Origin of the sequence: Priestia sp. 40 (genome assembly GCF_049368575.1) — a bacterium.
Taxonomy (GTDB): domain Bacteria; phylum Bacillota; class Bacilli; order Bacillales; family Bacillaceae_H; genus Priestia; species Priestia zanthoxyli.
In genome coordinates, this window is sequence record NZ_JBMPZA010000026.1 from 19,257 (window position 1) to 34,160 (window position 14,904).

Below are 14,904 nucleotides of genomic sequence, written 5' to 3' on the forward strand. Positions count from 1 at the left end.
CTGAACCGCTTATGACACCGCCGTTGATTTCCGTGCAAGGCTTCGCTTTCCGGGGGCGGGCGCTGAGCCTCCTCGTCGCTTGTGCTCCTGCGGGGTCTCATCTCTCCCGCTTTTCCCGCAGGAGTCTTCGCCTTGCCCTCCAATCAACTGCTAGAAGAATCTACATACATAAAATTTACGTTCACCATCACACTATGAAAAAATCCGAACTAATTGGATTCTCTATCAAGAATCTCAATTAGTTCGGATTTCCCTTCAACTAAATTACTTTTGTCCCAACTTCTTTTTAATTAGAAACAATTCGCACGTTTAGTTTACTAACTTTTTAAGCTAATAAACTACTCTGGTTAAGAAGCCTGCGTGTCTGTATCGTAAATATTGGCCGTTACTTCGCTTCTTTGACAAAGTAAGATGAGCAGCCAAATGCCTCCGATAACTGGAACGAAGTTAATTAAATACCACCAGCCGCTTCTTCCTGTATCATGCAGTCGGCGAACAGTAACTGCAAGTGAAGGCAGAATCATTGCTGCTCCGTAAAGTAATACTAAAATAACTCCAAATACTGCAAGTGAATCGATAAAAACCAAGATATATGGAATGATCATAAAGATATAAGCAAATAATGTAAACAGCCAATACTCCGTACGCGTTGCTCTTCCTTGAAACGTCGCATAATTTTTTAACGCTTTTATATACCAGTACATTTTTAAACCCTCTCTTTGTTTATTAAATTAAACTACCTAACCGTTTAAGTCCTACGCAACTTTATTAGGTACATCAAAACGGTTTAACTGCGACTCACTTCTTAGACAAAGAAGAATTAATAGACAAATAGCTCCGGCAATCGGAATAATAGTAATGAGCTGCCACCAACCGCTTCTTCCTATGTCATGCAGTCGGCGCGCCGTCACAGCAAGAGATGGAATGAAGACTGCAACAAGATAAACTATACGCAAAAACGGAGGCATATCTGTTATAAGTTCAATAGCTGAAAGCACACACCATATAATAAAGTTAAATAAGACAAACATCCAATACTCTTTACGCGTTGCTCTTCCTTGAAACGTTGCATAATTTTTTAGCACATGTAAATACCATTTCATACAAAAACCTCCTTTTTAAACCGAATTTTGTAAGACAAGCTTACTAGCAGTAATTACCTTAGCATACAAAAAATTATTTTCATATCCTATTTTTTGAAAAAACCCCAAATAGTAATATAGATATAGGAGAGAGATGGATAATAGTTAGTAATAAATACCCAAAAAACCCAAAATAAAAACCATTTTATACCTATAATTACTTTTAATTAATAAAATGTTCTTTTATAACAAAAAAAACTGCCGTGTCAATAAACACGGCAGACGCTATCTTTACTTATGTTCGGTAAAAGTAAGGTCCACATGAACTTTCATGCGTGATCACATAAGTCCACGTAAAATCTTTATCCACCACATATAAATCTTCTAAATACATATTTGTATCTCCACTCAAATCAGTGGTTGATAAATTCTTACATTTAGATAGCTGCAGCACTCGTTCATCATGCTCAAATAACAAATAACAGTCGTTCTTAACTTGGTGCTCAAACGTCTGGATCGCTTGTTCTCCTTGCAAGCAAGGAAGCTTTTCATAGCTAAACGCATGCCACAGAAACTGATCCATATAAATTTTCTTTTTTTGCGATGCGCTTAAAGCACTTGCAAATTCATGTTCCCACTGCTTTCGGAAGAGCTCACCTTGATTCGGTAATTTTTTAACAAACATTCCTTTTTTCTTTAACGCATCTTTCATTTTCACTATGCTTTCTCATCCTTTATTCTGTATTCATTTCTTTTTATCGGCTTCTTAGCTTATTTGTCCATTAGTACCTATGCGTTAGATTCCTTGTTTTTTGACTAAACTTATTTTATAAAACGCCGGCTTTAACGTGCACAAAAACAGTACAACCGTACTTAAAAGCATAACCAGGCTTCCACCAATTACAGCTCCTTTAATTGAAACAATGTGTGCAGCCATTCCGCATAGGAAGGTCATAATAATAATTAGCAATGACTCAAGCAGCCCATAGATACTTCCTACTCTCCCCATCATGTCAACGGGAATGCTGTTTTGATAAAAGGTTTGAAAACCAGCACTTGCAAAAGCTAACGCAAAAGATAAGCTAAAAAATCCCGCTCCAATAGTTTGAAAAGAAGACGAACACGCATACAGCAAATAGCCAAGCGATACTCCTACACTGCCGGCACCTATTAGAAAGTTCGTGGACAGCTTCTTAGCAAACAGTGTATTAATAACTGCGCCAATCATAATGCCAGCGCCTGCTACGCTTAATAAAAATCCGTATTCACTTTCGGACAAATGAATGACTTTTGTTGCAAATGAAACTTCAAGTGAATCAATTGCCGTGGCCATGACCATTAAGAAACTGAATAATACATAAATGGTCATAATATATCTGTTAGCTCTACTGAAACGAAACACCGCTTTCCAATCTTCTCCAATTGTGTTTACAGAGAGTTTATTTTCTTTAGCTTCTGTTTTTATATCTAAGTTCGGCATTAATAAAGTAACCATTCCTGACACCACGAGCGCTGCAGCATTGGCATAGATAGCAAACGCAGGCGTTCCAATCATAAATAACGCACCGGCTGCAGCCGGACCAAGAAGAAAGCCTCCTGAGTCAATCAAACTGCGCAGTGAATTAAATCTTTTTCGCTTTTCAATTGGAATAAGCTTTGTGATATAGACCATCGATGTCGGACGAAACATCGAACTTGCCATACTGATGATAAATACCAGCACATAAATGATAAGGATGGATGAGAAAAACGGAAGGCAAACAATAATTCCGGCGCGCATCCAATCTAAAAACATCATCAGCTTCCGTTTGTTCATGCGGTCAATTAAGCTTCCAGACCATATATTTGTACAGAGCGCAGCAAGCGGCTTTATCATGTATAGTCCTGAAACCGCAAGCGGCGAATTCGTCATATCAAGCATCATGACATTTAAAGCAATTAAATAAATCCAGTCGCCGATATTGCTAGTGCCAATTCCAAACAGCAATAAACACGGGTATTTCCAAGACAACAGCTTATTTTTCATAAAAGAAAGGCCTCCGCTTCATTATTGATTTTTGCCAATAAAAAAATCCCACCCCCAAGACATCTGTCTTAGGGGCGAGATTATAAATCGCGGTGCCACCCTAGTTTGTTCATATGTCGCCATATAAACCTTATCGAGTACGGCTTTCGCTTATACTCTAGCTTTGTAACGGAAGCAGCCGTCGCACTATCACGTTAGATCCAATGCGCTGCTCAGAGGCTTGTTTCAACAGCGTTTTTCTTGCTCCTTTTCAGCTTCCGGAGCTCTCTGCTAAGAATACGCGCTGTCTACTTTTCTCTTCACGGCATTTAATTTCTAACATCTTACCATTATTATCTATTTTTTGTAAATACTTTATTTCAAAATCATTTTTTTCGGCTGAGAAAAGAATAGTCGATATCCTACGTATACAAAATAAATGATGGAAGCTACCAACACAATTCCCCACATATTGTACATATCTTTATTTCCCCATACGCCCGTTAGCGAAAACAGCGCTGGGATTGTTAAGGTCACCCAAGACTGTACAATCGCCACTTTCCCTACATATGCAGATACATCTCTTTTGCTCGTATTAAGCACATAAAATAAAAACCATAAAAACGACCAAAGAATCCATGTAATGGCATTCACTACGTCATGATAGTGAACAAGAGAAACCGTCACGTACACTAAAGCGATAATGGATACCCAAAGTGAATAATAGCCCAGCCCCGTTCCCTGCATTCCTTTTAATACCGTCACGCCTACATATAAATACGTGAGGCCAAATAAAAAGATTGCCGTTCTTTCATATAAAATCCAGTTGCTTTGGTCTGACGTAATAATTAAATAAAACGGAGCAATAACTTGAAAAGCTCCAACAAATAAGTTAAATACGCCTACGTTTTTTTCATCTGCTTTTCCAAGCAGCATCAGTCCGTTTAAAAATAAAGCTGCACCTGACAGCAATAGTCCAATTTGATCCATTTTTCAGTAAGAAAAGCCCCCAGCTTTTCTTGTCCTCCTCTGTGTCGATGTTTTTCTTTAGGATGTGCGGAGTTACGGTTTACATGTAAAAAAGAAAAAGCAATTCCTTTTGAAAAGGAAACTGCTTTTCTTTCTGTTTCTATTACACTTATAAAATGAAGCTGACAACAATCGCTGACAATACGCTTACAAGCGTAGCTCCATACAGTAAACGAAGACCAAAGCGCGCTACTGTATTTCCTTGCTTTTCACTTAAGCCTTTAACCGCTCCTGACACGATTCCAATTGATGAGAAGTTAGCAAATGATACTAAGAATACGGATACAATTCCAAGCGTTTTAGCACTGAATGTTGAAGCCATATCTGAAAGACTCATCATTGCCACAAATTCATTTGTTACAAGTTTTGTTGCCATAATTCCACCCGCTGCCACAACTTCTGAAGCAGGAACACCCATGATGAATGCAAACGGTGCAAACACATAGCCAAGCAAATGCTGGAACGACAGACCAAATAACATTTCAAACACGTTATCAATCGCAGCCATCAGCGCAACGAAACCAATTAGCATCGCACCTACGATAATTGCTACTTTAAATCCATCCATAATATATTCGCCAAGCATTTCGAAGAACGTTTGCTTATGACCAGTTTGTACTTCTAAAATATCTTCTTGATCCGTTACTGTGTAAGGGTTAATGATAGAAGAAATAATAAATCCGCCAAATAAGTTAATCACAATTGCTGTTACCACGTATTTTGGTTCAATCATTGTCATATAAGCACCGACAATAGACATTGAAACAGTCGACATAGCTGATGCACAAAGCGTATATAAACGGTTTGGCGGCAGTTTGTCTAGTTGCTTTTTAACGGTAATAAATACTTCTGACTGACCTACAATTGCAGAAGCTACTGCGTTATAAGACTCTAATTTTCCCATTCCGTTAATCTTACTGAGAACCAACCCAATCCATTTCATAATGAACGGAAGAATTTTAAAGTGCTGCAAAATCCCGATTAAGACAGAGATAAAAACGATTGGAAGCAGCACGTTTAAGAAAAACGGCATTGATCCTTTATTCGCGATTCCGCCAAATACGAACTCTACGCCTTCATTTGCGTATGAAAGCAGCTTTCCAAAAACGCTGGCAATCGCATTAATAATAATCAAGCCAAACTTCGTGTTTAGAAGTAAAGCTGATAAAAGAAGCTGAATCACAACCATAATAACGATTGGTCTATATTTGATTTCTTTACGGTTATTACTTGCAAGATACGCTAATCCAAAGACAACGAGTAATCCTAAGATGCCAATTAAATATTTCATAGTATCCTCCACTGCTTACTTATTTTTGTAAGTCTTTTGATGAAAAATAGCCTGGTAAGATTTCGTTAATGTTTGTAATCACAAAATCTCCTTTTAGGTTTGCTAAGATAATTTGTGTGTGATCATCACAGAACTCAGCTAATACTTGTCTGCATGCGCCGCAAGGAGAAATTGGGCCGTCCGTATCTCCTACAACTGCAATAGCTGAAAACTGCTTGTCCCCTTCTGAAACAGCTTTAAAAATAGCCGTTCGCTCAGCACAGTTCGTCAATCCATAGGAAGCGTTTTCAATATTGCATCCACGATAAATCTTCCCATCGGTTGTTAAAAGAGCTGCACCAACATGGAAGTGAGAATACGGTACATGTGCTTGTTTGCTTGCTGCGATTGCTTCATCTATTAATTGTTTTGGCTCCACCGTCATCATCCTTTGCTTAGTTTACAGCAGGTTAGTTAGTACTAACCTGCTGTCATTTATTAATAATCAGAGTTGCTTAATTGACCTTTTGCAATTGATACGCCAGAGCTTGCACCAATACGTGTTGCACCAGCTTCAATCATTGCTTTTGCATCTTCTAAGCCGCGAACGCCGCCAGAAGCTTTTACACCTACATCTGGTCCAACCGTTTTTCTCATAAGCGCTACGTCTTCTACCGTTGCGCCTCCTGTAGAGAAGCCCGTTGACGTTTTAACAAAATCAGCTCCAGCTTTTACAGCTAGCTCAGAAACTTTTGCTTTTTCTTCGTCAGTTAAAAGAGCTGTTTCAATAATTACTTTTACTAGCGCTTTGCCTTTTGCAGCATCGACTACTGCTTGAATGTCGCTTTGCACTAGGTCATAGTTTTTATCTTTTAACGCGCCGATGTTGATCACCATATCTACTTCATCTGCACCGTTTTCAATTGCATTTGTTGTTTCGAATGCTTTTACTGCTGAAGTCGTAGCTCCAAGAGGAAAGCCAATTACCGTACATACTTTTACTTCTGGAGCATCTTTTAATAATTCAGCTGCTTTTTTTACCCACGTTGGATTTACGCAAACTGAAGCGAATGAATATTCTTTTGCTTCTTGTGCTAAAACCGTAATTTGCTCTTCTGTTGCATCTGCTTTTAATAATGTATGATCAATAATACCCGTAATGTTTTGACTCATTTTGTTCTTCCTCTCTCTTTCTTAATGAATTTCTTTATAAATTAACGTTGGAGCTTCTACTTTTTCAGCGACCGTGCTGTAAGAATCATAAACGATATCCATTACTTCCTGTACATCTTCGCTGTTGCTGTGGATTGTAACAAGAGAGTCGCCTTTTTTCACTGAATCTCCAACTTTTTTATTAAGCATGATACCAACTGCTAAGTCGATTTCAGATTCTTTTGTTGCACGTCCTGCACCTAGCTTCATTGCTGCTACGCCGATTTTTTCTGCAACGATTTCTGAAATGTAGCCATCTTCTTTTGCTGGCACTTCAATTTTGTGCGCTGCATCCGGTAATTTAGACGGATCGTCTGCCACAGAAGCGTCTCCGCCCTGTGCGCTTAAGAATGTTTTAAATGATTCTAATGCTTTTCCGTTTTTAATTACTTCTTGAAGCATTGCACGCGCTTCGTCTAGGCTGTTTGCTTTTTCAGCAAGTACAACCATATGACTTCCTAATGTTAAGCAAAGCTCCGTTAAATCTTCAGGACCTTCGCCTTTTAACGTGTCGATCGCTTCTTTCACTTCAAGCGCATTACCAACCGCAAAGCCTAGAGGCTGGCTCATATCTGAAATGATTGCTTTTGTGTTTCGGCCTACGCCTTTTCCGATTTCAACCATTGCTTTTGCTAATTCTTCAGCGTCTTCAAGCTTTTTCATAAATGCGCCGTTTCCCGTTTTTACATCCAAGCAAATGGCATCTGCTCCAGCCGCAATTTTCTTACTCATAATTGAGCTTGCAATTAACGGAATCGAATCAACCGTTGCGGTTACATCACGAAGCGCATAAAGTTTTTTATCCGCTGGCGTTAAGTCTCCGCTTTGACCGATAACGGCAATTTTATTTGTATTTACTAAACGAATGAATTCTTCGTTTGTAATTTCAACGTGGAAGCCAGGCACTGCTTCTAGTTTATCAATCGTACCGCCAGTGTGTCCTAAGCCGCGGCCAGACATTTTGGCAACCGGTACATCAACCGCAGCTACTAAAGGTCCTAATACAAGTGTTGTTGTATCACCTACGCCGCCTGTGCTGTGTTTGTCTACTTTAATACCTTCAATTTTTGATAAGTCAATTTGATCGCCTGATTCAACCATTGCTTGCGTTAAATTTACGCGTTCTTCCTGCGTCATTCCTTGAAAGTAAATCGCCATCGCAAATGCCGATAGCTGATAATCAGGTAAATCCCCTTTTGTATAACCTTCGATAATAAAATCGATTTCTGCTTTATTTAATTCATGTCCATTACGTTTTTTTTCAATTAAGTCAACCATTCTCATGACGTTTTCCCCCTAAAAGTATCTGCATATTGTGCATCCACTAAAACGTTTTCAACAACTTACACCCTTACTATATAATAGCTTTGAACAATTGTAAACATATATATTTACATTTGTTCAAAAATATTTATAGCTGCTGTTTTAGTGAATAAAAAAAGACTTCCGCACTCGGAAGTCTTCCCTTATTTTTCAGCTTTTATCACAAATGACAATACAATTCTGTACTTATTCTTTACCTTTTTATAAGGAATTAATACATATGGCTGATCAGGCGGCGTAAATTGTTCAATTCCTTTTTGATTAGCATCAGGAGAAAAATACATTCTTCTCCACCGTTTAATGATGTAGCCCGTCGTTCCCTTGGCAATCACTCCATCTTTTGAAGCGCCTGCTTGAAAAGGATACCGGTTTCTTTGTCCCTGCAGAGATGATGCAGAATAAGATACAATATCTTCTACTACTTCAATTCGATGAAGCTTTTGCTCTTGAAAAAACAGCGCCTTCATCTCCCTTACTCTTGTTTATCTAACAAAAAGCGCGCCGTGAACTGATCAGTAACGAGCACATTTGCAAATTTTCCTTGCAGTGCTCCGTAAATGCTGTCAATTTTCTGATCCCCGCCCGCTACTAAAATCGCGTACTCTTTCTTCTTCAGTTCCTCCAAATCAAGTCCTAGCGTCCGTTCATCCAGGCTTTCATTGCAAATTTGTCCATCTTTATCAAAAAAGCGTGAACAAATGTCTCCTACGGCTCGCGAAGAAATCATCTCTACATCTTGCTCGGAAAAATAGCCAAGCTGAAAAAGCAGCGAATCCGTTTTAATGGGTCCCGTAGTAAACACGGCAATGTTGGCTTGCTTGCCTAAATCTAAAATGCGCTTAATATGACGATCCGTTTCCATTGCTTTTTTGACTACCACATGATCGACAATCACAGGCAGAGGAAGATGCATAGGAGGCGTATTGTATGCCTTTCCAAATAAGTACATAATTTCAGAAGCATACGTGCTCGTTTCCGAATGGCTTACTCCGCCTTTTAACTGCACAACCTGAACGTCATTCACATACTTTTGTTTTAAATCGATGGCCACTTGATAAAGAGTTGTTCCCCACGTCACCCCAATAATATCTCCATCTTTTACGATGTCATAGAGATAGTCAGCTGCTGCCACGCCTAGATGACTTTTAATAATGTGATTTTCATATTGAGGCACCGGTGTGACGATTGCTTTTTTTAAATTGAATTTTTGTTCAAGTTGAGAAGACAATTTTTCACTATTGATAGATGAATCCACAATTTTAATTTGAACAATGCCCTCTTCTTTTGCTGTCTGCAGCAATCGAGAAACCGTAGGCCTCGATACACCAAGTTTTTTTGCAATTTCACTTTGATTATAATCAAGAATATAATACATCCTTGCCGCTTCAATCACCTTATTAAATTTCTCTTGATCCATCTCCATCGACTTGTTCTCCCTTACCTCATGAATTTCTTATCCCAATTTTACCAAACTTATGTCTTTAGTTTACTTGTTTGGTGAACAAAATTTCAAGAGGGGATTTTGTAACTGAGATGAAAAGAGAAATACTAAGGAATGACGGTGACCAATTTAAGATAACAAAACACGGGTCTACACTTCTTCCGTTTCCACTAAATAAATCCGATCATCAAACTTCCCGCGCTTCTTGGCCTTCTCCTCACGCACTTTCTCCAGCTGTTTGGGCGTTGCCCCGTGTACAGCTGCTAGCGCGTGCATAACTTCCAGTAAATCTGCGAGTTCTTCAATGGCATCTTGATGCGTTTGGGCTTCTATGTATTCTTGAAGCTCTTCTTTTGCCTTTTTCTTCAGCTCATTTTGATACTCATCTCGCTGCAGCACGCGTGATTTGAAGGTGTTTCCACTTTGTTCAATAATTGTGGGAATTTTATCTCGCACTAGCTTGTTATAAGTAGGCATTATTTTTTCCTCCCTCTCTTACCTTTCTAGTAAACTAGTATTTTTCAAATTCTGCTTGGTTTCCGTTAAACACATTTAAATCAATAAACGTTTCTTCACCTTTATAGCCGCTTAACCGCCCTTTGTCCGTATACTGCCAAAACGTCCATTCTTGCTGTTCTTCAAGAGTTGGCTTTTTTACAACGTCGCGAATCCAAATATCACATCCGGGATATCTGTTTTTAATGTACAAGTCATACGCTTTAGGAGTCGTATAAAGAATAACGCGCTTGTCATAATGAGATTCAAGACGTGTAATCATACTAGAAAGCTCCTTGTATACATGTTTCTGAGACGGAAGGTTTTGTTTTTTGTCTCCGTAAAATTCAACATCAATCACGGGAGGCAGATCGTTATCTTTAAGAGAAACCGTTTTGATAAAATTAGCCGCTTGTGTGGAGCCTTTACTATCGTAACTAAAAAAGTGATAAGCTCCGATCCGCATGCTTTTGCGATTTGCTTGTGCCCAATTTTGTTTAAATAAAGGATCTTGAAATGAACTCCCTTCCGTTGCTTTAATAAAAGCAAACTGAATATCTTGTTTACTCAACACATTCCAAACAATCTCCCCTTGATAAGAAGATACGTCCACACCTTTTACTTCATAGCGGTTGGCACTCATTGCATTTGGAATTACCCAGCCTTTACTCCATAGTAAAAATATAAAGCTTACAAGAGCGACTAATATAACTCCTGCGGCAAGAAATCTTTTGTTCTTTTGATTTGCTTTGTCTATTGTGTTTACCCCCTTTTTTAGAAAATACTTCTAATATTCTAACATAAAAAGGATTTCCCAAAATAATATAGCCTCCAAGTCTGTGGCATTAAATACAAAAAAACCACCTAAAAATCAGGCGGCTTTTCTTTTATACTGCGTCTTCAGATGGCTCGTTATCTTTGGCTGCTTCTATCAGTAAGAAAATAGCCGTTAAGATATGCATGATCATGCCGACAATTGGAATCCACGCAATAGCAGAACAGACAATTCCCATGATATGCCCTGTCCGAACTTTGTTTGTTTTAATCGCAAATACTAAACCTACGACGTGCAATGCGAGCATTAGAATGAGTGGCGTGTAGGCTAGACTTATAACCAAGGTACCGCCTAAGAGGGGAATCCCCCAGAGAGCCTCCAATCCTCCGCTGACCCATTTCAATATACGACTTGTTTTTCCCATTGTATCCTCCCCCTTTGCCTTCAATGTATGCACAAAAGTTTTGTTTCTGAACGTTTGTATATGAAAAAAGCGGCAAAAATGCGCGTTCTAAAATAAGCTGATAGTCCCAAACGAAAATAAGTTTTTATGTAGAAATAGTTTAATAGTGGAACATAAACGAGAGGAAAAGCGGCGTTTTACATGTAATAACGAGGAGCTCTTCGTAAAGAGAACGAATTAAACATAAACAAAAAAGCCGAACTCAAAATGTAAGCTCGGCTTTTTCTTATATAACAAATAAAAGTATTATAAAATGTTTTTAGTATTAGTGTTCTCGACTCTTCTCAAATTTTTCAACAGCCTCAAAATCAAGCTCGGCTGATATCCAATCGCCTTTTTCCGGGAATTCTAGATTTCGAACGACTATTTTATTCGGCCCTTTTTTTTCTAAAATTTTCGCCTGGCAGTTTTTGTACATAACTACTTCTCGTTCTTTGATATCTGTCCACAACAAGTGCAGAACCCCTTTCAATTTTAAGAAGTTAATATTTCGAAACACTGTTTTACATTTTATTATATTTTTTTGGATTTGTTAATTTTTTTGTCTTGTTTTTCATAAAAAAATGATCAAAACGCTTTTTTCTACTACAATATACCCAAAATATCTTTTAACCTTTAAATATTTATGTTATATTTTTAAAATTGTATTACAAGTTTTTTGTTTTTTCCTTTTCGTTTCTCCTCTTTTCTTCTTTTTACGTATTCACAATAGACATCTCAACCTATACTAATACGTATCAAGGCTTAAAAGTTCAAAAATATCTTAACATATCAAAAATTATTGGGTTGTTCACTAGAAATCCAATCGAATTTACAAAAACTCCACCGAAAAAACTAGAGGCCTTTAGCCATACAAAAGACTGCTTTTACCGCATTTATATTTTAATGAATACTAACAACACAATTTGAGGTGCCAATAATGAACGTACTAACAAACGCTATAATTATCTTATTAGCTTATTTAATTGGATCAATTCCTTTTGCTTTAGTGATTGGAAAAGGGTTTTACAAAACCGATGTTCGTAAGCACGGAAGCGGTAACTTAGGAGCTACTAATACCTTTCGCACTTTAGGAAAGAAAGCAGGTATTATAGTATTGATCGGCGATATAGCAAAAGGCTCGCTAGCCGTCTGTTTACCGCTTATGATGAATAGTCACTTGCATATGCTTGTCCCTGGATTTATTGCTATTCTCGGACATAGCTATCCGGTTTTTGCAAGGTTTAAAGGAGGAAAATCTGTAGCGACTGCCGCTGGTGTATTCCTTGCATTTTCACCATTAGCTTTCATTCTAGGGATTCTTGCTTTTTTAATTTCTCTCAAAATTTCTAAATACGTATCCTTATCTTCACCTATTGGCGCATTGGTTGCCTTTTTGGCATCACTCTATGTAGGTGATGTTGTACTAATCGTATTTGCAGCCATTATTTTTGTTTTCATTACATGGAAGCATATTAAAAACTTCAAACGAATTAAATTGGGTACAGAACCTAAGGTACATTTTTAAACGTACTAAGGTTAGTAATCTTTAAATGGTGTTACCAAAAAGGTGTTCATGAGTTGAACACCTTTTTAATTATTTTAGTACGTCTTGTCCCAAGATAGACGTAAATTATGAAATTTATTTAAACATGCTCTTGATTATAGACTAAACAATACATTTTGCTGCTTCCTATATCTCATTTTGTAATTTGATATTTACTATTTAACCACCTTAAAACGATGAGCGTTAAGGCACCAGCAGCTAAATATAAGAAGCCTCCAATTTCTATTACATAGCCAAAAGGTGGAATAAGCTTTGGTAAAAAAACCATCCCTGCAAGAGAAATAAAAATTAAGACAAAGAGTAGAAAAAAGTCCTTAATCTTATTCGTAATTTTGTAAACAGATTTTTGTATCCATTTTAAAAGCAGAAAAACATCAAGAGAAATAATAGCTGCAACAATAACAAAAGTGACGATTGCCGTTCCGATATAAACAGTCTGGCTGCTATCCTTAACATAATGTACAACAATATTTCCTATCCCGCTTACTATAGCCATCAAGCTTGCAAGCTGTAACAATAAAAAGCTTATAAAAAAAGCAGTGCTTTTTAAGGGTTCTTTAGGTAACTGTTTAATCATTTCATCACAGTACGTCTTAAGGTTTTCTCCAAACACCTCTTCAGCACGCTTCCCTTCCGCTTGTGCGTCAATAAGGTGATCTAAAAGCTCCATCAATAATTCTTCAGCCTGCTGTTCAGAAACTGACACACTTGTTCGAATGTAAACAAGCATATTATCATAGTACTCTTCATTTTCCTTGGTCAGCTCTTTTCGCTTCTTATTATTTAATTTAATTAATTCCTTAGCGTTCATCGTAAAAACTCCTATTCAACAATTTATCTACAGGGTTTTGAATGTTGATCCATTCCTCTTGGATTTCACATAATGCGCTCTCACCAGATGCCGTAAGATGATAGTACTTTCGTTTAGGACCCGAAGGCGATGCTTTCATTTCTCCCTTTATTAATCCCTCCTTTTGAAGACGTAGTAAAATTGGGTAAATCGAACCTTCACTCACATCATTTAATCCATATTGTTGAAGCTTCTGGGATAGCTCATAGCCATAAACCGTTTCTTTTTGAATGATTGATAAGATACACCCTTCTAAAATTCCTTTTAACAATTGACTTCTCAAAGACATATCGATTTCTTCCTTTTCACTATCTTGTTATACAAGATACATTTTTAAAGTAAAGCTACCTTGCAAGACAAGATAGCTTTACATCACTCATAATAACCGATTTATGGTAAGTATTCAACCATTTATTTACTTTTTTTATTAAACCACTTAACATAGTAATCTTTTTAGTAAATTTGAATAAATAAATGAAACCTTTCCTCTCTACTAACCGTATACCTATCATGCACGTATTAGTTAAAGGAGGAAGACTTGTGCTAAAACGAATTTCACTGTTTATTTTCGTTAATATTTTAGTATTAATTACAATCACAACGATTACATCTTTATTAGGTGTTCAAAGCTATATGGGAAGCGGCGGTTACGGCGGCCTGCTGGCATTTAGCGTCATTGCCGGCTTCAGCGGCGCGATTATTTCTCTTATGATGTCACGCTTAATGGCAAAGTGGATGATGGGTGTTCAAGTTATTGATGAACGTTCCCCTCAAGGTGAATATGAACGATTTGTTTTAGAAGAAACGCACCGACTTGCATCTGTTGCAGGATTAAGAAAAATGCCTCAGGTCGGAATTTATCACTCGGCGGAAGTTAATGCTTTTGCAACAGGGCCAAGTAAAAGACGCTCACTTGTTGCTGTTTCAAGCGGAATGCTTGAACGAATGGACCGCGATGCGATCAGCGGCGTTATCGCTCACGAAATAGCGCATATTAAAAGCGGTGATATGGTCACAACTACGCTTCTGCAAGGAGTATTAAATACATTCGTTATTTTCTTCTCTCGTTTAGTAGCCAAAGCGGTGTCAAACTTTGTGCGAGAAGAGTTTGCGATGGTTGTTTATTTCCTTACATCGATTGTATTTGAGATTCTCTTTAGTATCTTAAGCAGCCCAATTATTTTCTGGCATTCAAGAAGACGTGAATTCAAAGCCGATGAGCTTGCAGCTAAACTCGGTGGTAAAGAAAAAATGATTTATGCGTTAGAATCGCTTCGTCATACTACTTCATTAGTAGATGACCGTCAAAAATCAATTGCCGCTTTTAAAATTAGCGGTAAAGAAAAATTCTCACGCTTATTTTCTACTCATCCACCGCTTGAAAAACGCATTGAGCGCTTGCATTCACTGTAA

The 14,904-nt window shown here is 37.7% G+C and carries 20 protein-coding genes and 1 other annotated feature; of the genes, 2 read left to right on the forward strand and 18 right to left on the reverse strand.

Features of this window, described 5'->3' with window-relative positions; genetic code table 11:
• Positions 1–9: 9 nt before the first annotated feature.
• The 16 genes from ACO1DI_RS26260 to ACO1DI_RS26335 all read right to left on the reverse strand — a co-directional run bounded on the left by ACO1DI_RS26260 (position 10) and on the right by ACO1DI_RS26335 (position 11,549).
• A complete protein-coding gene (locus ACO1DI_RS26260) occupies positions 10–147 on the reverse strand; it encodes a hypothetical protein (protein ID WP_226555369.1) in 138 nt (45 codons plus the stop codon).
• A 200-nt stretch (positions 148–347) separates the two neighbouring features.
• Positions 348–704 carry a DUF805 domain-containing protein gene (locus ACO1DI_RS26265; protein ID WP_098999499.1) on the reverse strand — a complete coding sequence of 119 codons (357 nt, stop codon included), beginning with the start codon at positions 702–704 and terminating at the stop codon, positions 348–350.
• 51 nt (positions 705–755) lie between these two features.
• A complete protein-coding gene (locus tag ACO1DI_RS26270) occupies positions 756–1,103 on the reverse strand; it encodes a DUF805 domain-containing protein (protein ID WP_182421451.1) in 348 nt (115 codons plus the stop codon).
• A 274-nt stretch (positions 1,104–1,377) separates the two neighbouring features.
• Positions 1,378–1,794 (reverse strand): DUF4275 family protein, encoded by a 417-nt coding sequence (locus ACO1DI_RS26275; RefSeq protein WP_423145793.1) that lies wholly within the window; start codon positions 1,792–1,794, stop codon positions 1,378–1,380.
• Positions 1,795–1,878: 84 nt separating this feature from the next.
• Complete coding sequence (locus ACO1DI_RS26280; protein ID WP_423145753.1) at positions 1,879–3,108, reverse strand: MFS transporter; 1,230 nt, start codon at positions 3,106–3,108, stop codon at positions 1,879–1,881.
• A gap of 67 nt (positions 3,109–3,175) precedes the next feature.
• Positions 3,176–3,420 (reverse strand) — a binding site (T-box leader).
• A gap of 42 nt (positions 3,421–3,462) precedes the next feature.
• Entirely contained in the window at positions 3,463–4,077 is a 615-nt protein-coding gene (locus ACO1DI_RS26285; RefSeq protein ID WP_226555365.1) for an AmiS/UreI family transporter, read from the reverse strand.
• A gap of 148 nt (positions 4,078–4,225) precedes the next feature.
• Entirely contained in the window at positions 4,226–5,407 is a 1,182-nt protein-coding gene (locus ACO1DI_RS26290) for a NupC/NupG family nucleoside CNT transporter (RefSeq protein WP_028412960.1), read from the reverse strand.
• A gap of 19 nt (positions 5,408–5,426) precedes the next feature.
• Positions 5,427–5,825: a cytidine deaminase gene (locus ACO1DI_RS26295; protein WP_013057475.1), complete on the reverse strand. Its 399-nt coding sequence runs from the start codon at positions 5,823–5,825 to the stop codon at positions 5,427–5,429.
• A 59-nt stretch (positions 5,826–5,884) separates the two neighbouring features.
• Positions 5,885–6,559: a deoxyribose-phosphate aldolase gene (gene deoC / locus ACO1DI_RS26300; protein ID WP_013057476.1), complete on the reverse strand. Its 675-nt coding sequence runs from the start codon at positions 6,557–6,559 to the stop codon at positions 5,885–5,887.
• A gap of 21 nt (positions 6,560–6,580) precedes the next feature.
• The gene (locus tag ACO1DI_RS26305; protein WP_057235789.1) at positions 6,581–7,882 is read right to left on the reverse strand and encodes a pyrimidine-nucleoside phosphorylase; all 1,302 of its coding nucleotides are present in this window, start codon (positions 7,880–7,882) and stop codon (positions 6,581–6,583) included.
• Between the two features lie 182 nt (positions 7,883–8,064).
• Positions 8,065–8,388, reverse strand: a complete 324-nt coding sequence (locus ACO1DI_RS26310) for a hypothetical protein (RefSeq protein ID WP_221780349.1) — start codon at positions 8,386–8,388, stop codon at positions 8,065–8,067.
• 5 nt (positions 8,389–8,393) lie between these two features.
• Positions 8,394–9,338: a sugar-binding transcriptional regulator gene (locus ACO1DI_RS26315; RefSeq protein ID WP_026106623.1), complete on the reverse strand. Its 945-nt coding sequence runs from the start codon at positions 9,336–9,338 to the stop codon at positions 8,394–8,396.
• 174 nt (positions 9,339–9,512) lie between these two features.
• Positions 9,513–9,839, reverse strand: a complete 327-nt coding sequence (locus ACO1DI_RS26320; protein ID WP_115654166.1) for a nucleoside triphosphate pyrophosphohydrolase — start codon at positions 9,837–9,839, stop codon at positions 9,513–9,515.
• Between the two features lie 34 nt (positions 9,840–9,873).
• Positions 9,874–10,500 carry a glycoside hydrolase family 25 protein gene (locus ACO1DI_RS26325; protein WP_243556596.1) on the reverse strand — a complete coding sequence of 209 codons (627 nt, stop codon included), beginning with the start codon at positions 10,498–10,500 and terminating at the stop codon, positions 9,874–9,876.
• 244 nt (positions 10,501–10,744) lie between these two features.
• Positions 10,745–11,056, reverse strand: coding sequence for a hypothetical protein (locus ACO1DI_RS26330; protein ID WP_014459656.1), 312 nt, complete (start codon positions 11,054–11,056; stop codon positions 10,745–10,747).
• Between the two features lie 304 nt (positions 11,057–11,360).
• Positions 11,361–11,549 carry a hypothetical protein gene (locus ACO1DI_RS26335; RefSeq protein WP_016764545.1) on the reverse strand — a complete coding sequence of 63 codons (189 nt, stop codon included), beginning with the start codon at positions 11,547–11,549 and terminating at the stop codon, positions 11,361–11,363.
• A gap of 465 nt (positions 11,550–12,014) precedes the next feature.
• Here ACO1DI_RS26335 and plsY point away from each other — a divergent pair, with 465 nt between their 5' ends.
• A complete protein-coding gene (gene plsY / locus ACO1DI_RS26340) occupies positions 12,015–12,602 on the forward strand; it encodes a glycerol-3-phosphate 1-O-acyltransferase PlsY (protein WP_014459655.1) in 588 nt (195 codons plus the stop codon).
• 172 nt (positions 12,603–12,774) lie between these two features.
• Here plsY and ACO1DI_RS26345 read toward each other — a convergent pair whose 3' ends face one another.
• The gene (locus ACO1DI_RS26345; protein ID WP_209366805.1) at positions 12,775–13,452 is read right to left on the reverse strand and encodes a DUF1129 family protein; all 678 of its coding nucleotides are present in this window, start codon (positions 13,450–13,452) and stop codon (positions 12,775–12,777) included.
• Positions 13,442–13,780, reverse strand: coding sequence for a PadR family transcriptional regulator (locus ACO1DI_RS26350; RefSeq protein WP_013083614.1), 339 nt, complete (start codon positions 13,778–13,780; stop codon positions 13,442–13,444). Before ACO1DI_RS26350 ends, ACO1DI_RS26345 begins: the two co-directional genes overlap by 11 nt.
• A gap of 251 nt (positions 13,781–14,031) precedes the next feature.
• On the opposite strand from ACO1DI_RS26350, the gene htpX reads away from it, so the two are divergent.
• Entirely contained in the window at positions 14,032–14,904 is an 873-nt protein-coding gene (gene htpX, locus ACO1DI_RS26355; protein WP_014459652.1) for a protease HtpX, read from the forward strand.